The 24,382-nt window shown below is 54.9% G+C and carries 25 protein-coding genes and 1 tRNA gene; 13 read left to right on the top strand and 13 right to left on the bottom strand.

Translation table 11 applies throughout. The annotated features are described in order from the left end of the window. Positions 1 to 27 precede the first annotated feature (27 nt). The 3 genes from ACR0I7_RS17245 to ACR0I7_RS17235 all read right to left on the bottom strand — a co-directional run bounded on the left by ACR0I7_RS17245 (position 28) and on the right by ACR0I7_RS17235 (position 2,589). Positions 28 to 771 (bottom strand): Crp/Fnr family transcriptional regulator, encoded by a 744-nt coding sequence (locus ACR0I7_RS17245; RefSeq protein WP_480513213.1) that lies wholly within the window; start codon positions 769 to 771, stop codon positions 28 to 30. Positions 772 to 1,198: 427 nt separating this feature from the next. Then, positions 1,199 to 2,107: a c-type cytochrome gene (locus ACR0I7_RS17240; RefSeq protein ID WP_480513210.1), complete on the bottom strand. Its 909-nt coding sequence runs from the start codon at positions 2,105 to 2,107 to the stop codon at positions 1,199 to 1,201. Between the two features lie 14 nt (positions 2,108 to 2,121). After that, positions 2,122 to 2,589 carry a c-type cytochrome gene (locus ACR0I7_RS17235; protein WP_480513208.1) on the bottom strand — a complete coding sequence of 156 codons (468 nt, stop codon included), beginning with the start codon at positions 2,587 to 2,589 and terminating at the stop codon, positions 2,122 to 2,124. Between the two features lie 86 nt (positions 2,590 to 2,675). Here ACR0I7_RS17235 and ACR0I7_RS17230 point away from each other — a divergent pair, with 86 nt between their 5' ends. Beyond that, positions 2,676 to 3,536 carry a LysR family transcriptional regulator gene (locus ACR0I7_RS17230; protein ID WP_480513206.1) on the top strand — a complete coding sequence of 287 codons (861 nt, stop codon included), beginning with the start codon at positions 2,676 to 2,678 and terminating at the stop codon, positions 3,534 to 3,536. A gap of 20 nt (positions 3,537 to 3,556) precedes the next feature. On the opposite strand, the gene ACR0I7_RS17225 is transcribed toward ACR0I7_RS17230, so the two are convergent. Continuing rightward, positions 3,557 to 4,567 (bottom strand): fatty acid desaturase, encoded by a 1,011-nt coding sequence (locus ACR0I7_RS17225; RefSeq protein ID WP_480513204.1) that lies wholly within the window; start codon positions 4,565 to 4,567, stop codon positions 3,557 to 3,559. On the opposite strand from ACR0I7_RS17225, the gene ACR0I7_RS17220 reads away from it, so the two are divergent. Then, positions 4,566 to 4,700 (top strand): hypothetical protein, encoded by a 135-nt coding sequence (locus ACR0I7_RS17220; RefSeq protein ID WP_480513202.1) that lies wholly within the window; start codon positions 4,566 to 4,568, stop codon positions 4,698 to 4,700. The two genes, ACR0I7_RS17225 and ACR0I7_RS17220, sit on opposite strands and share 2 nt — an antisense overlap. 17 nt (positions 4,701 to 4,717) lie before the next feature. Here the strand turns inward: ACR0I7_RS17220 and ACR0I7_RS17215 are convergent, their stop codons facing one another. Beyond that, positions 4,718 to 5,572, bottom strand: a complete 855-nt coding sequence (locus ACR0I7_RS17215) for a class I SAM-dependent methyltransferase (protein ID WP_480513200.1) — start codon at positions 5,570 to 5,572, stop codon at positions 4,718 to 4,720. Between the two features lie 40 nt (positions 5,573 to 5,612). Here ACR0I7_RS17215 and ACR0I7_RS17210 point away from each other — a divergent pair, with 40 nt between their 5' ends. Further along, on the top strand, positions 5,613 to 6,380 hold the full coding sequence (locus ACR0I7_RS17210) for a DUF5765 domain-containing protein (protein WP_480513198.1): 768 nt from the start codon (positions 5,613 to 5,615) through the stop codon (positions 6,378 to 6,380). 131 nt (positions 6,381 to 6,511) lie between these two features. Here the strand turns inward: ACR0I7_RS17210 and ACR0I7_RS17205 are convergent, their stop codons facing one another. Beyond that, positions 6,512 to 7,189 carry an adenylate/guanylate cyclase domain-containing protein gene (locus tag ACR0I7_RS17205; RefSeq protein WP_480513196.1) on the bottom strand — a complete coding sequence of 226 codons (678 nt, stop codon included), beginning with the start codon at positions 7,187 to 7,189 and terminating at the stop codon, positions 6,512 to 6,514. A 264-nt stretch (positions 7,190 to 7,453) separates the two neighbouring features. Between ACR0I7_RS17205 and ACR0I7_RS17200 the strand changes: the two genes are divergently transcribed. Both ACR0I7_RS17200 and ACR0I7_RS17195 read left to right on the top strand, forming a co-directional pair. Continuing rightward, positions 7,454 to 8,161, top strand: coding sequence for a response regulator transcription factor (locus ACR0I7_RS17200; RefSeq protein WP_480513194.1), 708 nt, complete (start codon positions 7,454 to 7,456; stop codon positions 8,159 to 8,161). Continuing rightward, on the top strand, positions 8,158 to 10,302 hold the full coding sequence (locus tag ACR0I7_RS17195) for an ATP-binding protein (RefSeq protein WP_480513192.1): 2,145 nt from the start codon (positions 8,158 to 8,160) through the stop codon (positions 10,300 to 10,302). Before ACR0I7_RS17200 ends, ACR0I7_RS17195 begins: the two co-directional genes overlap by 4 nt. Positions 10,303 to 10,890: 588 nt before the next feature. Here ACR0I7_RS17195 and ACR0I7_RS17190 read toward each other — a convergent pair. After that, positions 10,891 to 11,811 (bottom strand): LysR substrate-binding domain-containing protein, encoded by a 921-nt coding sequence (locus ACR0I7_RS17190; RefSeq protein ID WP_480513190.1) that lies wholly within the window; start codon positions 11,809 to 11,811, stop codon positions 10,891 to 10,893. A 102-nt stretch (positions 11,812 to 11,913) separates the two neighbouring features. Between ACR0I7_RS17190 and ACR0I7_RS17185 the strand changes: the two genes are divergently transcribed. Continuing rightward, positions 11,914 to 12,120: a DUF1127 domain-containing protein gene (locus ACR0I7_RS17185; protein ID WP_480513189.1), complete on the top strand. Its 207-nt coding sequence runs from the start codon at positions 11,914 to 11,916 to the stop codon at positions 12,118 to 12,120. A 609-nt stretch (positions 12,121 to 12,729) separates the two neighbouring features. On the opposite strand, the gene ACR0I7_RS17180 is transcribed toward ACR0I7_RS17185, so the two are convergent. Together ACR0I7_RS17180 and ACR0I7_RS17175 are read right to left on the bottom strand one after the other, a co-directional pair. After that, positions 12,730 to 13,353, bottom strand: coding sequence for a LysE family translocator (locus ACR0I7_RS17180; protein ID WP_480513187.1), 624 nt, complete (start codon positions 13,351 to 13,353; stop codon positions 12,730 to 12,732). A 16-nt stretch (positions 13,354 to 13,369) separates the two neighbouring features. Then, on the bottom strand, positions 13,370 to 14,266 hold the full coding sequence (locus tag ACR0I7_RS17175; RefSeq protein ID WP_480513185.1) for a DMT family transporter: 897 nt from the start codon (positions 14,264 to 14,266) through the stop codon (positions 13,370 to 13,372). A gap of 100 nt (positions 14,267 to 14,366) precedes the next feature. Between ACR0I7_RS17175 and ACR0I7_RS17170 the strand changes: the two genes are divergently transcribed. The 4 genes from ACR0I7_RS17170 to ACR0I7_RS17155 all read left to right on the top strand — a co-directional run bounded on the left by ACR0I7_RS17170 (position 14,367) and on the right by ACR0I7_RS17155 (position 18,601). Further along, positions 14,367 to 15,272, top strand: coding sequence for a LysR substrate-binding domain-containing protein (locus tag ACR0I7_RS17170; RefSeq protein ID WP_480513184.1), 906 nt, complete (start codon positions 14,367 to 14,369; stop codon positions 15,270 to 15,272). Between the two features lie 497 nt (positions 15,273 to 15,769). Continuing rightward, positions 15,770 to 16,402 carry an alpha/beta hydrolase gene (locus ACR0I7_RS17165; RefSeq protein ID WP_480513182.1) on the top strand — a complete coding sequence of 211 codons (633 nt, stop codon included), beginning with the start codon at positions 15,770 to 15,772 and terminating at the stop codon, positions 16,400 to 16,402. 10 nt (positions 16,403 to 16,412) lie between these two features. Continuing rightward, entirely contained in the window at positions 16,413 to 18,017 is a 1,605-nt protein-coding gene (locus ACR0I7_RS17160) for a sensor histidine kinase (RefSeq protein ID WP_480513180.1), read from the top strand. After that, positions 18,014 to 18,601: a response regulator gene (locus ACR0I7_RS17155; RefSeq protein ID WP_480513178.1), complete on the top strand. Its 588-nt coding sequence runs from the start codon at positions 18,014 to 18,016 to the stop codon at positions 18,599 to 18,601. Before ACR0I7_RS17160 ends, ACR0I7_RS17155 begins: the two co-directional genes overlap by 4 nt. Before the next feature lie 275 nt (positions 18,602 to 18,876). On the opposite strand, the gene ACR0I7_RS17150 is transcribed toward ACR0I7_RS17155, so the two are convergent. Next, positions 18,877 to 19,479, bottom strand: coding sequence for a LysR family transcriptional regulator (locus tag ACR0I7_RS17150; RefSeq protein ID WP_480513176.1), 603 nt, complete (start codon positions 19,477 to 19,479; stop codon positions 18,877 to 18,879). A 132-nt stretch (positions 19,480 to 19,611) separates the two neighbouring features. Here ACR0I7_RS17150 and ACR0I7_RS17145 point away from each other — a divergent pair, with 132 nt between their 5' ends. Together ACR0I7_RS17145 and ACR0I7_RS17140 are read left to right on the top strand one after the other, a co-directional pair. After that, positions 19,612 to 20,343: a sulfite exporter TauE/SafE family protein gene (locus ACR0I7_RS17145; RefSeq protein WP_480513174.1), complete on the top strand. Its 732-nt coding sequence runs from the start codon at positions 19,612 to 19,614 to the stop codon at positions 20,341 to 20,343. Between the two features lie 66 nt (positions 20,344 to 20,409). Beyond that, entirely contained in the window at positions 20,410 to 20,733 is a 324-nt protein-coding gene (locus tag ACR0I7_RS17140) for a hypothetical protein (RefSeq protein ID WP_480513172.1), read from the top strand. A gap of 33 nt (positions 20,734 to 20,766) precedes the next feature. Here ACR0I7_RS17140 and ACR0I7_RS17135 read toward each other — a convergent pair whose 3' ends face one another. The 3 genes from ACR0I7_RS17135 to ACR0I7_RS17125 all read right to left on the bottom strand — a co-directional run bounded on the left by ACR0I7_RS17135 (position 20,767) and on the right by ACR0I7_RS17125 (position 22,740). After that, the gene (locus ACR0I7_RS17135) at positions 20,767 to 21,048 is read right to left on the bottom strand and encodes a hypothetical protein (RefSeq protein WP_480513170.1); all 282 of its coding nucleotides are present in this window, start codon (positions 21,046 to 21,048) and stop codon (positions 20,767 to 20,769) included. Positions 21,049 to 21,468: 420 nt separating this feature from the next. Then, a tRNA-Pro gene (locus tag ACR0I7_RS17130) sits at positions 21,469 to 21,545 on the bottom strand. Between the two features lie 82 nt (positions 21,546 to 21,627). Then, positions 21,628 to 22,740, bottom strand: coding sequence for a THUMP domain-containing class I SAM-dependent RNA methyltransferase (locus tag ACR0I7_RS17125; RefSeq protein WP_480513168.1), 1,113 nt, complete (start codon positions 22,738 to 22,740; stop codon positions 21,628 to 21,630). A 297-nt stretch (positions 22,741 to 23,037) separates the two neighbouring features. On the opposite strand from ACR0I7_RS17125, the gene ACR0I7_RS17120 reads away from it, so the two are divergent. Continuing rightward, entirely contained in the window at positions 23,038 to 24,381 is a 1,344-nt protein-coding gene (locus tag ACR0I7_RS17120; protein ID WP_480513166.1) for a Na(+)-translocating NADH-quinone reductase subunit A, read from the top strand. The last annotated feature ends 1 nt before the right edge of the window (position 24,382 follow it).

The raw sequence follows: 24,382 nt of genomic DNA, 5'->3' as shown, positions 1-24,382 counted from the left end.
AGTTACCTATGTAACCGCGATGTGCGGTTAGCTGTCGGTGAAGTAGCGCTTCCAAAACTGCTCTGCGTCTTTGATGACCACTCGACTGTCGCGATATGAAATGTCACCTGCCTTCACCCAGTTCTGCAGTGTGATATTCACACGGGTTCGGGTGGCATTCACCTTGGTTGCGATTTTTCGCTGCGTTTCTGTCACCCGGATCTCAACCCTCTTGTCCGGGCGCGAGGTGGTCTGGTCCAACTGGTCCCGCAAATAAAACGCGACCCGGTGTTCAAGGCTCAGAATCGTGAGCCGCCGCACCATCTCTTCGAGATGCCGTATGTCGCTGCGGGCTCGGTTCAGCAATGGACCCTGAAGCTGTGCGAGGTTCAGAATTATGTGACAATCCCGCGCCGAAATTTCGACAATCACGGTTTTTTCCGCACAGATGCATGTCGCCTGCCTGGGCTGGTGGTCATGGACATCTGCCAGGCCAAAGACGTCCGGTGCGCGGTAGCTGCGCAAAACCATTTCACGCCCGTTCTCTCCGATCAGGATTTTATCGACCGAGCCATTGGCGATCAGCCGAACCGTGTCAGGCGGATCGCCTTCGGCATAGACCAGCTTGTCCCTTTGATATGTGCGCAGCCGCGCGCGACAGGCCAAAGCTTCGGCTGTTTCTGCGGGCAACGCACGCAGAACCGGGTTGAGGCGCAGGTAGTGCAACACTATGTCGGCGGCGGCTTTGGGCAATCGGGTGAACCAGTTCGGGACGGTTTGCGCCGCTGTCATCTCTTCTCTGCCCAGTGAAGAAATACAAAGACGGCACCCGTCGACGTCAACGTCAAACGGTCAGAGTCACAGCCGCAAGCGGGGCAACAAAAAACTCAATTAAATCCATCTGCTGCACATAAAATCCTGTGCAGTTTTTGAGGGTTACAGATTGTCGAGACGATGATTCTACTTAAAGTTGCTTTTGGCGTGATGATTTAAGGTAGAAATAATAAGGTATTAGGATTGTGTCTCCCTATTAAGTGTTGTCGTTATCCCCAATATTGACGGTGTCACGTTACTGCATTGGTGGTTCAATATCATTAGTTTTGGGGGCTTTAACCGGTTTGTGACGATCCCGCGGCGTCAGGCTACCCTATTGCCTGCTGGGGAATGCGTGTGTGCCACTCTGCAGGTTTCCGGTAAAACGTCCTGCAGTTTCTGCAGATCATTCTGTCACTAGTTCACCCGCTGGTGCCGGGACCGTTTTAAGATAGGCCGCTATTGCCAGGCGGTCTTCGTCGCTTAACCGTGATGTGTTCTCGATGACAGCGGCCATCTCGCCGCCAGCACTGTCGTAGCTTGGTGTGAACCCGGATTTCAGATATTCCGCGATGTCAGCTTCAGACCAGTCGAGCTGAGCGGGCGTCAGGCCGGGGATGCGACCTTTCCCGCCGGGATTGGGCGCACCCGATAGCCAAAGCTCGCGTTTCAGACCCCCCAGTCGGTTGCGAGGCGTGTGGCATTCGGCACAGTGACCCAGCGCTTCGACCAGATATCGACCTTTGATCTGTTGCTCGGTCAGTTCGCCCTCGACGACCCAGCCTGGCTGCATGAACAGGAGTTTCCAGCCGCCCAGTCCACGTCGGATATTGAAGGGAAAGCCCACCTCATGAGCGCGGTTCTCTGTCGCGTCCGCCGGAAGCGTATTGAGAAAGGCGTGGAGTGAGACAATGTCTTCGGCTTCCATATTGGCATACGCGCCATACGGGAAGGCGGGATAATAGTGTTGTCCTCGGGGCCCTGTTCCGTGGATCAGCGCATTGGCCAGGTCCAGCGCAGTCCAGGATCCAATTCCGGCCTCTGGATCGCTTGATATGTTGGGGGCAATGAAGGTGCCGAAATCACTCTCGAACCGCCGCCCACCTGCAAGGACAGGCGTGTCTGAGCTTTCGCTGTCAGGAGCGGTGTGACAAGACGCGCATCCCGCCGCATAAAACACGGTTTCACCCCTCTCGAGGTTGGGGGTGACACCGTCCAGCCATGTCTGCTGTAGGTGCTGCGGCCGGGTCAGTACCAAACCAACCAACCCAACCAGAAGCGCCAACGCGGCGGCCATAAGAGTGATGCGCCGCACGGATCAGCGCTCCTTTAGTTTTTTGGTGCTCGATAAGCTTTGTGACATGCCGAACAGGCTCCGCCAAGAGGTTCCATTGCCGCTCTCAGGGCCTCGATATCTTGTCCGGCTGCGTCCTGCATCGCCAGCGCGGCATCGGCCAGCGCCTGACCTTTGGCGGCGACATCCGGGAAGTTTTCCCATATCGCTGGCAAGGCGCGGCTGGATGGGTCGGACGCGTTGTCAGAGCCAGCGGGCCACATTGCGGATTGATCGATCTGGGTCAGAACGACCAGATTGTTTGCGGCGCTGCTTGCCGCCTCTGCGTCATAGTCGGTTTCCCCTTTGGCCATGCTGCCAAGAGTGCCAAGATTGAAAGCATATAGCTGCATAATTGATGTTCTTGCTTTGACGGCTGGGTTGTCGCCCTCATGGGCGATGGCAGCGCCAATGGCGACTACAGATAAAAGACCTGCCGCAAAGATTGAGGATTTCTTCATCATGGTGGTGCTCCCTGTTCAATAGGCCGTATGATAGCTTGAACAAATTTTCTTGTAATTGTTTGTTGTTGAGCGCTACTTGTTAAAATATGAACAAGGAGAGTTGGGACGACATCCGCTTTACACTTGCCGTCAGCCGTCATGGGTCATTGAACGCGGCGGCGATTGCGCTTGGGGTCACGCATGCAACGGTTCTGCGTCGGGTGGCTGCCTTTGAACGGCGACACCGCTGTCAGATTTTCCAGAAAAGCCCGTCAGGCTACACCGCCTTGCCAGAGGCCGCCGCAATTCTTTCCGCGATGAAGAACATTGAGGATGCGGTGCTGTCGTTGGAGCGCACGATTGTGGGGGCAGACCGGTCACCCGCCGGGGATGTGCGCATCGCATCGACCGACAGTCTTTGTCAGCTTGTGCTGCCCCGGATCGTGAATGCGGTCGCCAAACAATACCCCAATCTGAAACTGGTTTTGCTAAGCGGCAACAACCATCACGATCTCACAAGGCTGACTGCCGATATTGCCGTGCGTCCCACGACAGAGCTTGGCGAAGGGCTGGTCGGAGAACGCGCAGGAACGCTGTCATTTGGCGTCTATGATGATGGATCGACCTCTGACCACAAATGGATGAGGCTCGACGGGGCGCTCAGCCGGTCGTTGCCGGCCAAATGGCTGGACAGACATATCGGCGCCGGCAACATGATCAGCGGAGCGGACAGTTTTCTGGTGCTCCAGCAGATGGCTGCTGCGGGCGTTGGCAAGACATTCCTGCCCTCTTTTATCGGTGACAGCGATTCCCACCTGCGCAGATCGGATACGGATGACCCGCAAATCGACGTTCCGATCTGGGTCGCTACGCTGGAAGAAATTGCACACACACCGCGCTTTGCTGTGGTCCAGCGCGCATTGGTGGATCGCATCCGGCGCGCGCTGGAGCCGGGTGATCTGACCTGATCACAGGGTTTTCTGTCTGTTTATTGCTGATCTGACCGCGCGGGCAGACGCTGTCTGGTGCGGAGGTCATCGGCGAAAGACTGCGGAAATGGGATCATGCGATTTGCATCTTCATCCCACAGCCGCCATCGCAGACATTCCAGCGCGTCCCTGAAACTGATCGCGGCCTTATTCCAGTTCTCAGCGATTTCAGAATTGCATGTCTTGAGATGATAGGACGGGATTTTTGCGTTGTAGTGATGCAGATCGTGAAAGCCAAAATTCAGCAGCATAAAATCGACGAGAGGCCCCAGCCGCAATGAGCTGGCCCCGTCGAGTGCCGCTGCATGTGTGTTCTTGTGGCCGGTGTCTCGCCAATAGGTCTCTTCAAAATTGTGGCCCACATAGACAACGAAGATACCAAAGCTGCCCGCAAAGACGCTTCCCAGGATCAGTGCATAGAAAGACCACCAGCCCAGTGTTGTGATCACCAGATACCAGAACACAAACATGGCCAGGTTCTGCAGCAAAACATCCCGAATGCTGACTTTCACCGTATTTCTGGGCCATCGGTACCGAATGAAATAGATCAGCAACGGCCCCAGCACGAACAGTGTCACCGGATGACGGTAGATGCGATACGAGAGCTTTTTGGAAAGCGGTGCGGCCTCGTACTCGCGCCGTGTCATGACAAATACTTCGTGGACATCCCGGTATTCCAGATCACCCAGATGCATATGATGTAGGTTGTGATTGTACCGCAGTACGCTATGGGCAATGCCCGAGAAAATGGACAACCCGTTGCCGAGAAGGTCGTTCAGCCGCCGGTCGGGGAAATAGCTGTAATGCCCGCAATCATGCTGAATCGAGTAAAGTCTCAGGATACCGGCAGCAAAAAGCAGCGCTCCGACAATCAGTGACAGCACGGATTGGGGAAAGGCGGCCGGGACCCATAGCCCAAGAACAACAATGGCCAGACTGATCATCAGGGCTTTGCAGGCTGACCAATTGTCTGCCCTTGCAAAATCGCGGGGAACTTTGATCGCGGTCATGCTGCTCGTTGTTCAAAACCTGGCAATGGATAAAGGGCTGTATCTTAACTTTCTGAAACATAGCATGGGGCAGTCATTCCGCCAACCGGCTGAGACCGGCTTTGGTTTCGGTCGCAACAGAACCCTGTTCTGATCGGCATCTGCTGATTTCTATTCCGACCTGAGGGACATTTCCAAAAACATGTAGGGTTGAAAGTTCTCCAGGCTTCCAAAACGCAGTAGGCGCGTCACGCCAGCCGCTTTCGTGGCGCGCCCGACCATATTGAAGACGCCAAGATGTTTCTTGAAAACGGGGTCTGTGGCGAACCTGTCGATCATCCTGTCGGTTACTTCGTGGCGTATCTTCAACGTGAGGGACGAGCCGTAGAGATGTCGCTTGATCTCGGACAGCCGCACAAAATTCAGGCTGTTCCATAGCCCGTGAACGCCATAAGTGTTCTCGACCCAGCCGATGCGGCGTTTGAAAACACGTCCGGTTGTCGTTTTTGATCTGAGAACCGGAATGTTGAAATGCGGCTCGTAAGGAAAGCCGTAATTCGGGCAGAGCACCAGACAGCGCCCATTCGGTTTCAGCAGGCGGGGAACGGTGTCCAGAAAGTGCCGCCAGTCCGGGAGGTGTTCCAGAACGTTGACCAAATACACAAGATCATAGGCTGCGGTGGTCTCGTAATCCTCATAGGAACAGCGGTGTATCTCTCCTCCGAGATCAACGGCATGTTGCAGCACATTCTCCATCGCATTGAACCCTTCAGCAAAAGGTTCGATACCCTCAAGGTGCATCTCCGGGTTTCGCTGGCTTAGCATGGTTAGAAGGATTCCTGCACCACACCCGATCTCGAGCACCCGCGCCCCGGCGGGCAACTGTGCAATTTCGGGTTCAAGGTTTTGATAGTGAAACCGGGCGGCGCTGAGCCAGATGTCTTTCAGCGGAAAGTCAAACCTCGCAAAGTCATCGAGAACCTCATCGACTAAAAAAGGTCTTTCTCGGCGGCTCAACGAATGCATACTGATCCCGATTTGGCAGGTTTTAGAAGTTGATATCGCAATGTGTTGGAGCGGACCAGCGTCATATACGATCGCCGCAGTGGGCGTTGTTGCCACGGCAAAGGCGATACATCGCGGTGACAGCGCTTTACTCTGGTCGCCGCTGTTGTATTTCACTGCTATTGAAGTGCTTCAGGGCTATTCGTATTCGGTTGCAGGTCAGTGCGCGCTGCCTCAAAACCAGATCGCAGCCCTGCTGGCCTATATCCACATCGCGTTTCAGCCTTTATTCGCGTGTATTCTGGCCTTGTATTTCGTGCCATCAGATGTGCGCAGAACACTTACGCCCGTTGTGATTGCCATCGGTGCGCTGACCGGGGCCTACCTGCTGCTGCAGATATATCCCTTTGATTGGGCAGGGCCGTGTCGACCCGGCCGTCTTTTGTGCAGCGACCACCTCTGCGTCAAGAAAGAGAGTTGGCATATCGGCTGGCATCTTCCGCTGAATGATCTGGGAGAGCGGCTTCCGGCTGTGATATTCGGAGAGCAGGTCCGTTTGAATTTCCCGGTGTATTTCGCCGTGATGTTTCTGGTTCCGGTGCTGTTTGGGGCGTGGAAACTGGCTGCTTTTCAGCTAGCTATCGGGCCCGCGCTGGCGTGGATGACAACCGACAGCCCAACGGAAATGCCAGCCATCTGGTGCCTGTTCTCACTCGGGATCGTCATGATCGTTGTTTTTACGCCCATGAGAGATTTCCTGAGCGTAAAAGCGTGGCCATTGTGGACTGTGCTGCGCAGGGTGAACGGCGAACGTAAAAGCGCACTCTAGAAACAAAACAAACCGTTCACCCGCGCATCACCATCTTTCTCCTCTGGTCAAGTCTGCGATCTGCATCCTCCAAGGCGCGAAACGCGGGATTGCAAACTGATCAGAGGTGAAAACCATTTTTGATGAGGGCGTTACGTAACTTCCCCATCCAGCAGCTGATAGAGAGTCCATTCGTCGGATAGCCCCTCTAGTTTTTTCGAGCCCATGTTGATGAACTCTAGATCCGATCCAAGAACCAGCTCGCGCACCGTGCGTGAAACCCAGACCTGTCCGCCGGGCACCTCGCTTAGCACACGGGCCGCAATCGCTACAGCGATCCCTGTCACGGTGTTGGCGGTGCACAGGCATTCGCCCGAATGGATCCCTGCGCGGATCGTTAGGCCGGATTTACCCGCTTCGGACTGCAATTCCCGGGCACATGCAATCGCGGCGCTGGGACGCGGGAAGGCAGCCAGTAGGCCATCACCGATCAGCGTGCCTTCGTGTTTGAGGACCGTTCTGACCGACGCTATTTCCAGCTCGTCCATCGCCTGTTTCGATTGCGCCTCACTGAGAGGCGCATGCACACCTGCTGAGTTCACGACATCACTCATCAAGATCGTGACCAGAAGGCGGTCGCCACTGGTCTGCGCGTGAGAGATATTTTCTTCAAATGTCCGATCGATCCGGTTGTCCTGATCTGGTCGGGCCGCCGCGCGGCGGGCGGGAAAGTTTCTGATCACGTTCTGGTCGGCAACCTTATCTTCTCTGATGATGTCCCGGGTGCCGAAAGTGTCGTGATTATCCCAGGGTGTAAGCGCCTTTGACATCTCTGGATCGTCAACAGGCTCGATTATTGCAAATGAAGTATTCAACATATGTGCACCACAAAAACAGGGTATCTGCAGTGGACGTTACTTACCTATTGTCAACGTGGAGCAACGCAAATGTTAATGAAATATTAACAGCTGCTTGCTTGGCGCACGCTAGGCTTGTGGGTTACGCGACACTTACTCCAGAAAGGGGTAGGGTCGCCGCAGGCAGCGCATATCTGACAAGCTGAACCGTGGACACTCACTGTTGGGGACTGGATCTTGAAAAAGCTGAATGTATTGCTGGTAGAAGACGATCCGTCATTGCTTGCTTTGACGGCAGCTTTGCTCAGGCCTCATTTCAACGTCCTGCAGGCATCTAATGTTGCAGATGCGCGCGCGGTGCTCGCGTCTAAAACCGTGGATATCGCTCTGCTTGATCTTGGTTTGCCTGACGAAGACGGGTTGGTTCTGGCGCGTTCCATGCGTGCAAAATCTGCGCAACCGCCGATTATTTTCATCTCATCCAGAAGCAGCGCTAGCGACAAGATCAGCGGGCTTGACATTGGCGGCGACGACTACATTACCAAGCCGTTCGACCCCGATGAGCTTTTGTCGCGCATCAATGCGGTTCTGCGGCGGACAGGTGTACATACGCGGGCACCCAGCAGGGATGCCAAGGTGCGTCTCGGCGAAGTGGAGATTGATCTGGACAGCCGGCAGGTCTGGTCGGAACGTCAGGAAACAATTCCATTCACCCGCGCCGAGTTCGATGTATTGATGGCGATCGTCAACGCCAACGGACGGGTCTTGTCCCGTGCGGTGCTGCTGGATGCTGTGGCGCTTTCGCCGGATCATGACGCCGGAGAGCGTACCATAGACGCATTGGTCGCCAAAATTCGGAAAAAACTCTCGACGGGTCCTGATGGGCCAAAGGTGATCGTAACTGTGCATGGTGTCGGATATCGGCTGGGGCTGGTGCGAAGTTGAAACCACGCGCGTATATATATGATGAACCGATCAACGCGGTTACCCAGAACTTTGTTGATAAGGGCATCGAGAACAAATACCGCGAGTGGTATTTTGAATCTACGCGCGGTCAGTTCCGGACCGCGTTGCTCTTCGGTGCATCCTTTTATATCGTCTTTGCGTTCCTCGAGGTCTTTGTCATCAAAGATCGCACATTTTCAGGCCAGGATCTTGCGGTGTGGGCCGCAAGACTGGTCATTATCTCTTTCATAACGGGGCTTTACTTCTTTTCACACCGGCTTCCTGCGCGCGTCTTGCCTGTCATCATCTCGACGGGCTGGTCGCTGATGTATTTGATTATCTGGTCGGCGTTCGCATTTTCGGGCGAACATGAATCCAGAGACTTCCTGTACCGGTTTTCGCTGATCAGCCTTGCGGGAACGGTGTTTTTGCCATTTGTTTTTTCTCATTCTGCGGCGTTGCAGCTTTTGCTGTTTGTACCGGTGTCCTACTATCTGGTTTTTGAGAATTCGACCGGGGGCAGCGCTATTGATACCTGGATCGGTCCGGCATTTGTCCTTTTCTCGGTTGTCCTGATCGGCCTCTATGCCAAGTTCTTTTCAGAACGGACGCTGCGCGCGAACTTCGTTCAAAGTGTTTATCTCGAAACCGCGCGCCAGGACGCTGAGAAAGCCAGCGAGGCAAAGTCACAGTTTCTGGCGACGGCCAGTCATGAACTGAGGACTCCGTTGAACGGCATTGTCGGGAACATCCGACTGATCAAGCTGATGCAGCAGGACCGCGCCTCGCTGGATCAAAGGTTGGACGAGATCGAGCGTTCCAGTCTGGCGATGCGGAACCTGATCGATGATGTGCTGAATATCGCCCGGCTTGAGGAAAAGCCGGAAGATCGCGAATTCCAGCCCTTCAACCTTTCTGAGATTCTTCAAGATCTTGAGGCAGTGCTGCGCCCGCTGGCGCGTTCGAAAAACCTTCGGCTCATCATTCCGCAGTTTGATGATGGCGTTTATCTGAGTGGCAACAGCGGTCACCTGAGGCATATCCTGCTAAATCTTCTCGGAAATGCGGTAAAATTCACGCAAGAGGGCTCGGTGACTTTGTCATTTGAGCAATCAAAACAGTCTGTTGCCTTTACGGTTAGCGACACAGGTATTGGTGTGCCTGAAAACGAAGTCGCCGATATTTTTGAGCCCTTTACTCAGGCGTCGAACATTGATGCGCGCAAGATCGGCGGCACGGGCCTTGGGCTTTCGATCGTCCGGGGGCTTGTGTCCTCTCTCAAAGGGCATGTGTCGGTCAAAAGCGGCCTGGGCGAGGGGACGGTTTTCCGGGTCGAGGTCCCGTTTCAGGCCGCACCGGTTCCGATGCCCGAATCTGAGGGTGCCGGATTGGCAAGCACCGTGGGTGAGCAGCAGAATGTGCTGATCGTCGAGGATGATCCCACCAGTATGGAAATACTTAAAAGCCTGCTCGAGCGGGATGGTCATTCGGTCATCGCGGCCTCGAATGGTGGGGAAGCCAAAAAACTGTTCAGACCCGAGGACGTAGATTGCGTGCTGACAGATATCCGCCTTCCGGACACGACGGGTGTTCAACTGGCGCAGGAGCTGAAAAGAATAGTGAACGGCCGCCTGCCTGATAAGGCAATCCCGACCATCGCGGTGACCGCAAATGTGATGCCTGAGGATCTCGATGAATATGCTGCGGCGGGGTTTGATGCGGTTGTCTCCAAGCCTTTGGATGAGCGGGTGCTCTACGGTGCGATCCGTGCCTCAATGGGAAAACGACCTTCAAAAGTGCCGTATGTGTCGGCCGAGCCAAACGATACCAAGGCGCGTCTTAGGAAATTCCTGAGCAAAGAAGAGCTGGATCAGGTCTTTAAGACGTTTCGAGCCGCGTTGAGGGAGTGCCATTCCGAACTGATAATGGCCCAGGAACAGGGCGACAGTGACAGAATCGCGTTTCTTGTCCACCGGCTATACGGGAGCGTTTCAAGCTTTGGCGAAGCTGATCTGGCCGACATGGCGAAAAATGTTGAGACATTGCTGCAGGGCGGTGCCGAGAATTACAGCGTCGAACTGAACGAATTGATTACATCATGCGAAGCGGTGCTGGCAGGTTTCGCGCATCAAGAGACCTGACCAGTCATTCGCGGTTTTCAGAGCCTGAGACCTGGCCGCTTTTCGAACAACTTGTTTGCTGTCGTTGGGCGTATGGATCACACTGCGAGATGGCGCAAAGTGGTCAGGTAAACAACGCGGTTTTGTTGCTGTGAAATGCAGAGCTATTCTGCCTTTCCGGAAAGATTAACCCATTGTAGTTATATGAAAATCTCTTAGTAGCTTTTGCTAACTTGCCATCGCCGCCAAGATAAGTTGCCTTTTGTGACCCAGCTCAGGATAAAGATTCACCATTCTTGACAAGCCAACTACAATGCAGCCGTTCAATTTTGGGGAACTGTTTGGCTGCAACGCGGGACAAACCGGACTTATGCACTCGCGGCCATTGCTGAGGCAGCATTTATTTGCTCTCGCAGCACGATCATTGCTGCATTGTGGTCTCGGTCGCTAGAGCGGTCATTCAAAACTGGTTTGAAGACCTGTATCTATACCGCCCTTTCGCCGCAAACTGATTAGACCAGCGGGTCGCGTGACAAAGCGTGAATTCACTGGATGCGAACCAATGTTGGTTTCTTAAAAAACCAGGCTGTCGGCCCACCCATTGGCCAATCATCCCCAGGATTGTTCGTCAACGGACATCTCGTCCAGCATCCAGCGTTTGAACGCCAGCAATCTAGGGTCCTCGGCGCGACTCACAGGGCAGACCAACGAATACCCAACGTTCATAGGCAACCTGAAATCAGAAACCAAATGCAGCCTGCCGAGATCCAGATCACCAGTGCAAAGTGATAGCCTGGTCAGGGCCACACCCTGTCCGGCCAGCGCGGCCAATACGACACTGTCGCTTTGCTTGTATACGCGAAGATCAAGCTTCACCTTTTTCAGCTTGAAAATCTCGAGCGCCTGTTCTGTTGCAAGACCGGTAATGTCGATTGAGTTTTCATCCAACAGACGGCTTCCATCTACTATGAGCGGCTGAAGATAGAGGTTTTCAATCTTGCCGCCGACCGATTTGACGACGTCAGCAGAAGCTACAAGGCATAGCGAATCCTGCAATATTAGCTCACGGTGGATGCCAACTTCTTCTTTTGCGCCAAATCGGATTGCAGCGTCGATCCCGTCTCGGGTGAAATCCACTTTTTGTCCTGACGTATGCACATGCAGCGCAATATCAGGATGCCTCTCCTGAAACCTCGTTAATCGCGGGATCAGCCATCTGGATGCAAAAGATGCCAGCGTGGAAATAACCAACACTGCATCAGTTTCGGTTTCGGTGATCCGGGCAATGGATTTCGTGATCAAGCCCAGAGCTACTTTCGTACTGCCGGAAAGTTCCTGACCAGCCGCTGACAACGACAATACTCCTTTCCCCCTCACAAAGAGCTTCACGCCTAGCTCCGCTTCTAGCCGTCTTATCTGCTGGCTAACCGCGGCTTGGGTGACGTTAAGCTCGTCTGCGGCTGCCGTGAAGCTGAGATGCCGCGCCGCCGCTTCGAACATCCGGAGCCCATTGAGGGAATAGTTGCGCATTTCAATAACTTTTCCTTATGAACTCAAAACAATTGATCGTTTGAGCCCACTGTTTTGAGCATATTATATAGGAATTCAACAAGGTGTGCGAAAGGAAAAATTATGCGTTCACTGACACACAAGACCACACGATCTGCTTCCATACGCGAGGAAATGCTGTCGACAATCCGGTCAAAAGTTTCAAGATGGATGAGAAACTTTCGCACCCGCAGGGCATTGCGTAATCTAGACAAGCGCCGGCTCAGCGACGTTGGAATTTCTAACAGTGAGGCCATACAAGAAGCCCGGAAACAGTTCTGGAAGGATTAGGTGTACTCGGCGGTTTTCTGTATTGCGACGAACATCCGCCCTTCGCTTCGTCACGTATGAATTGGGAAGATGCGGACTAGCTTGCCATTTGACCGAGCGGTGTGTGGATTTGCAGCATCCGTTTACGGTCATGGCAGGTGACTTTCAGTGTTGTGTTTGGTTCGTCGATAGCGGTCCCTCGCTTACGATTACTGGATCAGTACCCGAGTTTTTCCAGACACTGCTGCTAAGAACCAAGCAGATGCAGCGATTTTCGTGCTGCGGACGTACACGGCGAAAACCGAAGCCTTCCGGTTCGGGTTCGTTGCCGCCGCTAGGGCTGATGCAGAATCTCAACCTGGAGCACGGTTACGTCCCGCGAGGACGGCCCATAAGAGACATTCATCGTGCTCTTCCGTCGCCGAGCTGCGGCCCGTCAAACCGGCCGTTCGCTGCAGGCGCAAGATCTGCAGGTAGACGAATACACGATCAGCGGGACAAACCGGACTTGTGTAGGTGCGGCTTTGAACTCATCCGTAAACGTCCGTCTCGATTGTCCCATTCCATGCTCCTTTCGTTGACAGGGGTAAATTACCCCGATGTCCGGGAACAGGGACGAAGTTCACCGGCTTACCGCGTCGATGCCATCAATGCGCTGCCGCCCAGAAGGAATGTGCCTCCAGCGTAACCCATCGACTTCCGCGCGTGAAGACTCTTGAGCTTGCGGCGCGCTTGTGCCGCCAGTAGCGCATAACCCATCAGAACGACAAACACGACGACACAGGATGTCAGCACCAGGATCAAAAACTGGGGCGTTATGGGCAAAGCTGGATTCATAAACTGAGCCAGGAAAGCAACGTAGAACATAATAGCCTTCGGGTTTAGAACTCCCGTCAGAAAGCCCGCTCTCAAACTGGCAGATCGGTGCCCGGTGAAGGATTGCTCCGCCAGATCTGCCTCACGAAGCCGCCGCGCAGCCTTGATCTGCCCAAATCCTAACCATGCCATATACGCCACGCCAGCCCATTTGAGCAGGAAGAAAGCTTCACTGGATGCCGCCAGAATGACACCAAGACCCATATACGAGGCCGTCATTACAACTATTCCGCCGAACAAATCTCCCAGTATGCAGAATGATGCCGCGCCTAAACCGCGTGACAGGGACTGGCCCAACACCATAAAAACACTTGGGCCGGGGATAAGTGAAATGATTGTATAGGCAGCCACGTATGCCAGCCATGTTTCAATGGTCATAATTAACTCCACTCTGTCATTCTTGTCCGTCGACCTTCGATGGCAGAGCCACAAAACCCGCCCACGCAATAATGAATATACCTATTAAGCCGATGATGCCGGGTAACTCGCTGAAGAACAACGCCCCCCAGAGAAGGCTGAACACCAGGTAGCTATAGTCGAACGCGGCGACCGTCGTTGGTTGCCCTTTCTGATAAGCATAGGCCGCGCCGACACTCCCGATCAGGATGAGGGCGGCTAGAACCACGATGGTTCCGAATAAACCCAGATCAAGCGGTTGCAATGGGCCAAGAATAAGCAATCCTTCGTGGCCTGAGAAAAGACCTAGTACTACACCAGCGACAATGAATGCCGCGTTTAGTGCCAGGGCCAAAACAAAGGGGCTGTCCTCGCCGCATTTTGCCGATGTCAACACCATCGCACAGGCATAAAGAAAGGCGGCAACGACTGGGAGCAGGGTCACGATTTCGAATTTTGAATTTTCGGGCCGGATGATCATCAACATGCCGACAAAGCCACAAATGATAGCCAGGATCGCGCGGCCTGTAGGCCACCTGCGCGCAACTCCTGCGGAAAGCGCGACGATGAACAGCGGGCCAGTGTAATAGGCGGCTGCGGCCAGAGACAGCGGCATAAGAGGCAAAGACGCATAATAACTTAGCCACATGAAAACCAGAAGCGCGCTGCGCACCGCGATCCACATTGGTGCATGCAATGTCACCGGTCCCTGTCTGCGCACCAGCCACCACAGGGCGGGTACGACAAGGGCAGAACGCAGAATGTACATCTGCCATAGCGGTAACAACAGACTCGTTGCTTTGATAACGGCATCACCCAGTGACAGAGCCGCGACAGACGCAACAATCGCTAGGATCGAGCCGCGTACGTGATTTTCGTGTGTGGAGTCTGCCATATTTTGCCGAAGTGCTCGCTATGTATCGATGTCCCCCCCCAAATCATGTAATCTCATTTATGAAAAAGGAGTTTTCGTTTAATTTCCATGAGTTCAAGTTATGAATAGTTCAACCCATCGCTTACCGCCCCTGTCACGCCTGAGACCGTTTGAGGCTGCGGCACGCTATGAGAGTTTTTCCATGGCCGCAAACGAACTCGGGATGACCCAGACGGCGATAAGCAAACAGATTGGTCTCTTGGAAAAAGAGTTGGGGATACCTCTGTTTGACCGCCGGAACCGAGCGGTGTTCCTGACGAATGCGGGCAGACGTCTTGGGCGGGTGGTTGGAGATGCTCTTTCTGAAGTCGCCGCTGAGATTGCGCTGCTTCAAGGCAAACGGCAATCGAGTGAACTGGTGCTTCATTGCCAGCTATGCGAGGCGTTCTATTGGCTCATGCCACGTCTGGCCGGTTTTCACGAGCAGAATCCGGGAATTGAACTGCGTGTTGTCAGTTCCCTGAAGCCGTTGACAGAAACAGCGGAAGGCTTTGACGTCGCTATACAAACATCGGGTCGCGCGTCTGGTTCGGCACGTCTGGCTTTCACAGCAGCCGACGATATTTTCCCTGTTTGCGCTCCGTCGCTTGTATCCGATCAGATTCTCCCAATGCAGCCGGAAGATCTAGCGGCATTTCCTCTCCTGTCACATTCTGTTGTCCCGCAAGACTGGACGGATTGGCGCGACTGGTTCGAAGGTGTCGGTGTCCGGCACCCGAAGCGCCCGCGCCTTGTGCCTTTCGACAGCTATCCAGTGGCCTTGCAAGCGGCTGTTGCAGGTCAAGGTATTGCACTTGGATGGAGACGCACGGCTGAAGGGATGATAGCTGAGGGAAAATTGATCAGGCCATGCAACCAAGTCTTGAAGCGCCCGACAGAGATTTCCGTATTTCACAGTGCAAGCCGAAATCGTCACCCAATGACAGACCCGCTTATTGCGTGGTTAGCTGACGAGCTGGAGGATTAGCTGTCATCCGTCTTACGCGCAGTATCGGTCGTTTTGGGCTCAACACCCGGTTTAGCCGCCTCGAGGTCAAACCTCGGCTTTTCAGACACCAACGGCAGTGTGTAGCGAAGAACGCGGCGAAACCAGAGAGTTGGCCAGATCGTCCTATGGCTGGTTCCGGGTGCAGAATCCGTTGAATTTGCTGCATCCGCAGTCGGCGGCTGAGAGCCCATTCCTACCGATGCTGCAACACGGATGAATGTCTGGTTCCATCAACTTGGCCCTGACCTAAAGTTTCTCAAGCACATGCGCCTTGTTCTCGGACCAACTAGATGAGGAGTAATGCCGCAGTCATTTTACGAAAAATCGGACACAAAGCTCGCATATGAAAATACACGAGCCTTCAGGCATTGATATTTAAGCAAAAAAGAGACCCAGATAGGTCGCCAATTTGCTTTGAGGAAAAAACGCTCCCCGCTCAGACTTCGTAAACAGACCTAAAACAGCGGAGACGTTTCATGAATTCACATCTTTTCAACCTGATCTTATCCGCCGGTATCGCGCTCGCAGGCACGGCCTCAGCGCAGTCACCGGAGACCCTGGAAACCGGGACGGACAGCGCGTTCTATATGAGTGACGCCGCATATTACCCAGCGGACGGGGATAAGGCTGTGGTTTTTGTGCCCGGTTTTATCTTCAACAAAGAAAGCTGGAAAAATCTTGCAACCAGATTGCAGGAAGAAGACATCGCATCTGTGGCGATCAGCGCCAAGTCCGAAAATCCAATACGTCGCGCGATTCAAGAACTCACGCGCCGGGGGCACAACGACATTGTCCTGATTGGCGGGAGCAGCGGCGCTGCATCCATTCTGAATACGATGGAGCAGGTTGTGGCGACGGACAATGTCACCGGCGTGGTGTTGATGTCGCCGGTGCGTGGCAACCCGATGGACGATCAGCCGGTCGACAAACTGTTCATTGTTTCCAAGGGTGAAAAATCGTTTGAAAAAGTGCAGGCGCTGCATGAGGCGTCATTGGAACCCAAAACTCTGATGACCATTCCGGGCAAGGCCCACGCCCAGTTTCTGTTCTACGGGCCTGACAAGGCTGACGTTGAAGCCGCAATTGTTGAGTTTGTAACGGCGCGGTAGTCTTTGCCGGATGAAGAGACAATGGATCAATGTGTTGGCCTGTACCGTTGTCGTTGGCATGTCCACGGCGGCGGCCGGCTATTACGGGTATACCCGTGAAAGGGCTGAAATCGTCAGAGAGGCGGTGCGTTTGGATAATCAGCTTTCAAATGCACTGTCCCAGAATCTGCGGGTGGCCTCGCTGTTGTCGGGGCACAGTGACGTTCATGCGGCCCTTGGTGCGCATAACGGCATGTCACCAGACCGGGATGTGCTCGGTCGGCTGACGATTGAAACGGCTCGCGCGGCGATCATTGTCTCGGATAGAGGGGGGCATGTCATTGCCGCAGGACTGCGCAATCCCGAAGATGCGCAATTTTTGACGGCCCTGCCGGAGACCTTGCGCCAGACGCTCCGAACCAACGCTTTATCGCGGAGGTTTATTAAGACCGACGCCATTGGATGGGTGTTTGAGGTGGGAAAGCCGGTATTTGGTCCGGACCGGGACAGGCGTGGATTTGTTTTGTCCTATCAATCCTTTGAAGATCTGGCACAGACTTGGCGTGCGTTGCCCGACAGCCTTGTCGTTGCAACATCTGATGGGAGAACACTCTTCGCACACCGTCGCTTTACCAAGACAGAATGGGGGCTGTTACGCGAAACTGTCACTTCGCGGGTGCACGGTACACGCCTTTCTCTCGAACGAAATCCGCGCGTGCTTCTTGGATATTCCGGGATCGGTTTTGTGTTCGGTCTGGCAATATCGCTGTCGGTATTCTTTGCTCTTCTGAGCGCGGCGCGGCGACGTGCATTGGCTCAGATGAAGATAGATGCTTTGTCTGAAGATGCCGCCATGTTGGAGGCGCGGGTCACAGAGCGTACGCGAGACCTGTGTGACGAGATTCAACAGCGCAAGCACACCGAACAGGCTCTCAAAGAAAGCCAGTCTCAACTGGTCCAGACCGCGAAACTCAAGGTGCTAAATGATATGGCGACAGGGCTCAGCCATGAGTTATCGCAGCCACTATTTGCTTTGGAGGCCAGTTTGGATACGTTGCGATGTCAACTGGGTACATTGCCAGCGGAGGCCTGCGCCTCTTTGGAGAAAGCCCTCAGGGTTTGTCGGCGCATGAGCCAGATATTGAACAATCTCAAGAGCTTTGCCCGAAAGGATGACGAGCCTCCGGTCCTGTCAGATCTTTCAAAACCGGTCACAGCGGCGATTGATATTCTTGACCATGAGGCCAAGCGCAGCCGTATCTTTGTGGAGCATCGTTTTCCCGACGACCCGCCAATGGGGATGGCCACATCGCCACGCTTGCAGCAGATTATTGTGAACTTGCTGGCAAACAGCTTTGACGCAGTTGCCAAGGATGGCACCGGCGCTGTCGTCATCGGGTACTTCACCGGCCCCCAAATTCAGATCAGCGACAATGGCCCGGGCTTTTCCAACGCCAAAACAGCGCTCACACCGTTTGAAACCACGAAAGAGGATCGGAATGGACTTGGGTTGGGGCTTTCGATTTCAGCGGACATTATGCAAAGTTTCGGCGGAACGCTCCATCTCGGTTCTAACCCTGAGGGTGGTGCATCTGTCATCCTGAGTTTTGACCCTGGCGATGGCATGCGACGATGAATGATGTGCTTTTGGTCGATGATGATCGGGATGTGCTTGAAGCGCTGGAGTCGCGGCTCGCGATCGCCGGATATAGGGTGATCGCGTGTGCTTCCTATATCCAAGCCAAAGACCACCTTGCACCTGGGTTTGAGGGATGCGTGGTCACCGATATCCGGATGCCTGGGAAAACCGGGCTTGACCTGATCGCCAGAGCCAGCGCTGTGGACCCGGAATTGCCTGTTATTGTCCTGACAGGCTTTGCCGAGACAGTGACCGTAGTGAGTGCGATGCGTGAAGGGGCAGTCACGGTATTGGAAAAACCGTGCCCGATGGAGATGTTGATAGAGACTATCGCCAAGGCGCTTATGCAACGTGGCGCTGTTCTAAAGGCGCGCAGAACCCGCGCGAAACGCGCCGCACGCACAGCCGCAGGACGACCGCCCAAAGACAGTGCGCTCTCACCACAACTCGCCGAATACGAAGCCGAACTGGTCAGGCGTGCCCTAAAACGAAATGGTGGCAACAAAGTTAAAACCGCGCAGGAACTTGGCATTTCCAGAAGCCAGCTTTACGCAAAGATCAAAAGGTTTGGGCTTAGATAACCGCTCGACCGATTTTGAAGAGTATGCTTTGTTCATCTGAACAAATTACACGTCGGTTAACCGAAGTATTTGCTTCCACCAATGTCCGCTCCGTCCCATCCTTCTCCGTTCGGTGCAGATTAAGTGGGCGGTTGCGCCATCCGATCCCGGCCATTGGTCCATCAAGCGGCGAAGCATCATGTAGAGCCCAAACCTCCGAAATGCTGCTATGTCGAGGAAAGTCTGCTCACGGTATGCATCAGTTTGAGCACGCCCGTAGAACATTTGTCCTTCGGTCAGGCGACAGGGCAAAAGGCTGTCGCCAGCGCGTTTGCCAAAGCACGGGACTGCGTGCACCCGGCCAGTCCTACGGAACACACAAAGTAGATATTCTGTTGATCATTGCCCATTGCAATCATTGCGACTGCTTCGTTGCTTAGCCCAGGTGCATAAACTTGCTGCAAAAGGAGAAGCCCGTCCAGTTTCCCTGCGCGGACGTCCTCTGGATCGCTTGACGACGCGGGTTCCGCAATGTGAGTGTAAAGGTCAGCGAAGCCACGAGGCCAGCCTTCGGGCAGATAGCCCCGCAGATCGTCACCAATGCCAATCTGAAGCTTTCGACCGGTCAAGGCAGGTGCAATCACTTCGGTTGATCGCGAAATGACCTGAAACGCTTTGCTTAGCTCCGGCAGGTATGTGCCGCCTGCATCTGTCAGCAAAAGACCACGCGGTAGGCGCCGAAACAGCGCAACGCCCAAGGCTTGTTCCAAGGCTTTGACTTGCTGGCTCACCGCACCGGGCGTCACACCAAGTTCACGCGCCGCGATCTTGAAACTCAGGTGTCGGGCAGACGCTTCAAAAGCACGCAATCCGTTGAGAGGTGGAAGTCTGTGACTCATATGCGGCCTTTGTTGGTTTGATGCCCTGACATGGCTTAGAATTTCTATCTCACAAAATCAACTATTCTGATTTGTCGGCAGCGGAGCAGACGCTTAGAATCAAGGGACAGAAGATCAAATCCGGAGCCTTTTTTGCAAATCAGTCACGCGCTGGACGCATTCATTTTAGCCAATTGCGCCGTCGTGATTGCCGCTCTGGTACAGACATCCACTGGCATGGGCTTTGCGATGATTGCTGCTCCCCTGCTTGCCCTCGTGAGCATCGACTTCGTGCCGGGGCCGATGTTGTTCATCAATCTCTTTCTGTCGATTTTCATGCTCGGAGACGGACGATCCCATGTTGTGCGCCGCGAAATCGCCACGCTCGCCCCAACCATCCTGATCGGGACGATGATAGGCGCGGCGATCCTCAGCCGGATCCCAGGTGACAGGCTGGCTATCCTATTCGCGGTCCTCATCCTGCTGGCCGTTTTCATCTCGATCTTTGCACGAGCGCTGCCGTTCACGACGCGAAACCTCTCGATCTGCGGCGTGGCCGTGGGCGTGATGGGGTCTACTTCGGGGATACCGGGCGCACCGCTGGTCATCATGTATCAAAACGAGCCGCTGGAAAAAACGCGGCCCACTATGGCGCTGGTCTTCACGTTTTCCTACATCACCTCGCTTTGTGCCTTGACCTGGGTGGGCGCGTTCAATGGAAGGTTGGCACTAGATGGATTGATGCTGCTGCCAGGGCTTCTGATCGGCTATGGCCTAGGGCGCTGGAGTCGCAGGTTCATGACACAAGCAGTTGGGCGAATCTTGATGCTATCCATCGCCTCCATCGGAGCGATGTTGCTAATAGTAAAAACTATGGCTGCCTGACATCCCAAAGCAAACATACATGCCGCCGTTTCGAACGGCAGGTTCGTCCCGCGTCTAGCTCATTGCTTGACGAAGTTTCCCTGCGCCCGGCAAGAATGGGCGGTCTTTACGCCGCACTGCCGTGTTCAAGATGATGCCTGCGCGGCAAAATCTGTGCTGCGAGCGCGCGCAGCGAAAAAATCGAATTCACAGGATGGGCTCGTTGCAGACGTTCTCTGCAAACAGGATCAATTGCTGCAATCAGGTGGATTGAAGTGGTGGTGCGCTGGACCTGCAGGTGAGTTGATCACTCAACCAGAGATCGCTTCACATAACACCCATACTGCGACGTTCCTGTTTCGTTATGGCGGCGCCAAACATCCATGGGTTGCGAAATTCCGGACGCTGTGACGGACCTGCAGCGCCCGGGCTGGCGCCAAATTTCTAACTGCCGTCTTCCTCACTCTCAGCGAGTGATCTGTTCAAAGCCTCGAATAGGAGACGCTCCTTGCGGAGTGGCGTTTCGTAGATGCTCCAAACGCGTCGCGGGTCTGGCCAAAGCGCGTCGAACAGTTCCTCGGTCATGACGACGTAGGTCACTCGCCCTGCGTGGCGCAGGAAAGTCGGACCCTCATCCGCCTGTTTCATCAGGCTAATGGCCTTGTATTGAAGCGTTTCGATGTCGAAGCGTTTGCCTTGAATTGGGGGGAGATCTGGAAGTTTCATGTGTTTTCCTTTCATACGCGCATCTCAATGGTCACGGAAACGTCCGTGTTGAGTGCGGATAGATGGAAAACGTTCAGATCATGGCGCCAGTTACCACATTGACATGTCGCTGTCACCATCGTCGCGGACATCTGGAACAGACCGTTCGATGGCGTTGATGAGATCATCGCAATGCCAGAGAAGCGGTCGTTCGTTCCATTTAGCTGGGTCTAAGCTGTCTGACGTCAGCGCCAGTGGGACAGTTTAGGTCGATTTGATAAGAGACAGAAAGCCTCGGGCAACGGCAGGAATGGGCCGTTCGTTCAAAAATTGAGACTTGAACTGGCAACACTTCAGGCAACCAGAGGTAACTTTAGTTGGCGAAAAGGTAAGTTAATTGGTCAAAAGGCAAAACATCTCTGCATTTGACAGTTGCTGATTTGGTCGGAGTGAGAGGATTCGAACCTCCGACCCCTGCCTCCCGAAGACAGTGCTCTACCAGGCTGAGCTACACTCCGACCGTGGCGGGTGATCTATACCCGGCAATCTGGATGCGCAAGGGGGTTTCTTGCGCAATCGGGGGCATTCCGTCGGGCAGTGCTACGAGAGCGCGTCTGTGCGGTAGAGCCGGATTTTCGTGCCGCCGTGATCGACCACGGGACCTGCTGGTAGCAAGGGAAGACGGGTTGCTCGGGCAAGAGACGGGTTGCTGGTCACGATCCCGACACGCCAACCCTTGAAGCGGGACATCAGGGTTTTGCCGAGGCTGCCATAGAGCGAGCGCAGGCGTTTTTCATCTCCGATCCGGGCGCCGTAGGGCGGGTTGACGATAACCAGACCGGTTTGGCCCGCCGGAGGCTTAATGTCACTGATCGTGCGCTGCTGAAAGCGCGTGATGTCTCCGATTCCCGCTTGATCGGCATTTACCGTCGCGGCTTCGATTGCGCCGGGATTGCGATCAGAGCCTGAAAATACACAGTCAGTGGGCGAGCTGGCGTTCTCGGCGCGCATCTGTTGCCAGAGGGCAGGGTCAAACCCTGCGAAATCCTCGAAGGCAAAGCTGCGCGAGCGGCCCGGTTGCAGCCCGGCGGCGATCTCGGCGGCTTCGATGACAAAGGTGCCCGATCCGCACATCGGGTCCAGCACCGGCTCGGTCCCGGTAAAGCCACATTCTCGCAGAAACATGGACGCCATGGTTTCGCGCATTGGTGCTTTTGCGACGGCTGCCTTATGTCCGCGTTTGTGCAGAGGCTCGCCGGAACTGTCCAGTGACAGGGTGCAGAGGTCGCGTTCAATGCGCAGCATCACCCGCAAAGTTGCCTCTGACGAGATTGGCGCGCCCAGTGTTTCGCTGATCGCAGTTTCTATCCGCTGACGCGCTGCGCCGGCGTGATATATACGCGATTTGCGACAGGTTGCCTCGACCTTGACGGGGATGTCGGGCCGCAGAAAGTCCTGCCATGGAAATTTGCGCGCACGTTTGTCGAGCTGTGCCAGATGGACTGCCGGAAATGAGCCGATGCGCACGAGGACTTTGTTTGCCCCGCGCAGCTGCAGATTGGCCCGCCAGACCTCGGACCAATCGCCGCGGCAGCTGATCCCGCCAGAAACGATCTGCGCGCCTGCAAATCCGCGCTCTTTTGCCTCAGCACACAAGGCGGCTTCGAGGCCAGGGGTGGCGATCAGAAAAATCTCGAGGTCAGGATGTGTCATTCCGGTTGCTTACACTGGATGCCACAGGGGCGCGACAGGCAAATTTTGCCCGGAAATTGTGTCGTCAGGTCCTGTCGCGGATCAAAAGTGACCTTTGGGGTGAAATTTGAACGGTTACAGGTTTGCGTTTAGGCTCGTCCCCGCGTAAACGGGCCGGGATTGGAAAAACGTATGCAGAGTCCTGTTGGTATCTGATGCAATCGCACGGGTACAAACATGGGTTTCGCGCTATTCATCTTCCGTCTGCGGAACCCTGAATAGCTGGCGTAGGAAAGAGGCTTGGAAGAACGTAGCGACATGCAAACTTTCAAACTGAAAAAGGGGCTGAACCTGCCGATAGACGGTGCGCCCGAACAGAAAATCCAGCCGGGGCCGGACTATGCCAGCGTTGGCGTATTGGGCGGAGACTATATTGGTCTCAAGCCGCGCATGCTGGTGCAGGAAGGCGATGAGGTTCAGCGGGGCGCACCGCTGTTTTGCCACAAGGACGTGCCGGACGCGATGATGGTGGCACCGCTCAGCGGCAAAGTTGTCGCCATCAACCGTGGCGCGCGCCGCGTTTTGCAAAGCGTCGTCATCGCGGTGTCAGATGCCAATGACACCGGCGTAGATTTCTCGGCAGTTGGTGATTCTGAGACCGCCGAAGGTGTGACCGCTAAACTCTGCGCGGCGGGTCTTTGGACCGCGTTTCGCACACGGCCCTATTCAAAGATGCCCGAGCCCGGCAGCAAACCTGCTGCGATTTTCGTAACCGCCATGGACACTGACCCGCTGGCAGGGGATGCGGCGCTGATTGTCTCGGATGCGGGAGAGGCTTTCGCCAAGGGGCTTGAGGCTGTCTCGACGCTGACTGAGGGCAAGACGTATCTGTGCCAGAAGGATGGCGACACGTTACCCGGTGCTGACCTGCCGGGCGTTGAGGCGGCAGCTTTCTCAGGGCCGCACCCGTCGGGGCTGGCGGGGACGCATATTCATTTTCTGGAGCCGCTTGCAGGTGACAAGCAGGTTTGGACCATTGGCTATCAGGACGTGATCGCCATTGGCCGTCTGATGCAGACCGGCCATCTGGACCCTAACATCGTTGTCGCATTGTCTGGTCCCGGCGCACGCCAGCCACGCCTTGTGCGCACCGTCATGGGGGCCTCGACGGAGGACCTGACCCGTGACGAGGTCAACTTTGATGGACCGGCGCGGATTATTTCCGGCTCTGTTCTATCGGGCCGTCACGCTGAGGGACCATTTGCGTATCTCAACCGCTTTGCCCGTCAGGTAACAATCATCCGCGAAGACCATGATCAGCACACGCTGGGCTGGATTCTTCCGATGCCGTCGAAATATGCGGTGCAGCCGGTGCTGGGCTCGGCCTTTGCCAAGAAACTCTATGCTTTCACCTCGAACCTGAACGGTGGGCGCCGCGCGATGGTGCCCACGGGCACGTTCGAAGAGCTGATGCCGCAAGACTACTTGCCGACCCAACTGCTGCGGGCGCTGCTCGTGATGGATACCGACACTGCGCAGGCACTGGGCGCGTTGGAGCTGGACGAAGAGGATCTGGGCCTTGTGGGCTTTGCCTGTCCGGCAAAATATGAATACGGGCTGGCGCTGCGCGACTGCCTGACCAAGATTGAAAAGGAGGGCTGAT

Source organism: Ruegeria sp. AM1 (assembly GCF_056540745.1).
Note: the sequence above shows the minus strand (reverse complement) of the source record. Positions and strands in the feature narration are given on the sequence as shown.

Bases quoted from the DNA above. Each gene is read 5' to 3' on its own strand.
- ACR0I7_RS17245 (WP_480513213.1), bottom strand. From the start codon at position 771: ATGACAGCGGCGCAAACCGTCCCGAACTGGTTCACCCGATTGCCCAAA.
- ACR0I7_RS17235 (WP_480513208.1), bottom strand. From the start codon at position 2,589: ATGATGAAGAAATCCTCAATCTTTGCGGCAGGTCTTTTATCTGTAGTC.
- ACR0I7_RS17230 (WP_480513206.1), top strand. From the start codon at position 2,676: ATGAACAAGGAGAGTTGGGACGACATCCGCTTTACACTTGCCGTCAGC.
- ACR0I7_RS17220 (WP_480513202.1), top strand. From the start codon at position 4,566: ATGCTGCTCGTTGTTCAAAACCTGGCAATGGATAAAGGGCTGTATCTT.
- ACR0I7_RS17225 (WP_480513204.1), bottom strand. From the start codon at position 4,567: ATGACCGCGATCAAAGTTCCCCGCGATTTTGCAAGGGCAGACAATTGG.
- ACR0I7_RS17215 (WP_480513200.1), bottom strand. From the start codon at position 5,572: ATGCATTCGTTGAGCCGCCGAGAAAGACCTTTTTTAGTCGATGAGGTT.
- ACR0I7_RS17210 (WP_480513198.1), top strand. From the start codon at position 5,613: ATGTGTTGGAGCGGACCAGCGTCATATACGATCGCCGCAGTGGGCGTT.
- ACR0I7_RS17205 (WP_480513196.1), bottom strand. From the start codon at position 7,189: ATGTCAAAGGCGCTTACACCCTGGGATAATCACGACACTTTCGGCACC.
- ACR0I7_RS17190 (WP_480513190.1), bottom strand. From the start codon at position 11,811: ATGCGCAACTATTCCCTCAATGGGCTCCGGATGTTCGAAGCGGCGGCG.
- ACR0I7_RS17185 (WP_480513189.1), top strand. From the start codon at position 11,914: ATGCGTTCACTGACACACAAGACCACACGATCTGCTTCCATACGCGAG.
- ACR0I7_RS17180 (WP_480513187.1), bottom strand. From the start codon at position 13,353: ATGACCATTGAAACATGGCTGGCATACGTGGCTGCCTATACAATCATT.
- ACR0I7_RS17175 (WP_480513185.1), bottom strand. From the start codon at position 14,266: ATGGCAGACTCCACACACGAAAATCACGTACGCGGCTCGATCCTAGCG.
- ACR0I7_RS17170 (WP_480513184.1), top strand. From the start codon at position 14,367: ATGAATAGTTCAACCCATCGCTTACCGCCCCTGTCACGCCTGAGACCG.
- ACR0I7_RS17165 (WP_480513182.1), top strand. From the start codon at position 15,770: ATGAATTCACATCTTTTCAACCTGATCTTATCCGCCGGTATCGCGCTC.
- ACR0I7_RS17160 (WP_480513180.1), top strand. From the start codon at position 16,413: ATGAAGAGACAATGGATCAATGTGTTGGCCTGTACCGTTGTCGTTGGC.
- ACR0I7_RS17155 (WP_480513178.1), top strand. From the start codon at position 18,014: ATGAATGATGTGCTTTTGGTCGATGATGATCGGGATGTGCTTGAAGCG.
- ACR0I7_RS17150 (WP_480513176.1), bottom strand. From the start codon at position 19,479: ATGAGTCACAGACTTCCACCTCTCAACGGATTGCGTGCTTTTGAAGCG.
- ACR0I7_RS17135 (WP_480513170.1), bottom strand. From the start codon at position 21,048: ATGAAACTTCCAGATCTCCCCCCAATTCAAGGCAAACGCTTCGACATC.
- ACR0I7_RS17125 (WP_480513168.1), bottom strand. From the start codon at position 22,740: ATGACACATCCTGACCTCGAGATTTTTCTGATCGCCACCCCTGGCCTC.
- ACR0I7_RS17120 (WP_480513166.1), top strand. From the start codon at position 23,038: ATGCAAACTTTCAAACTGAAAAAGGGGCTGAACCTGCCGATAGACGGT.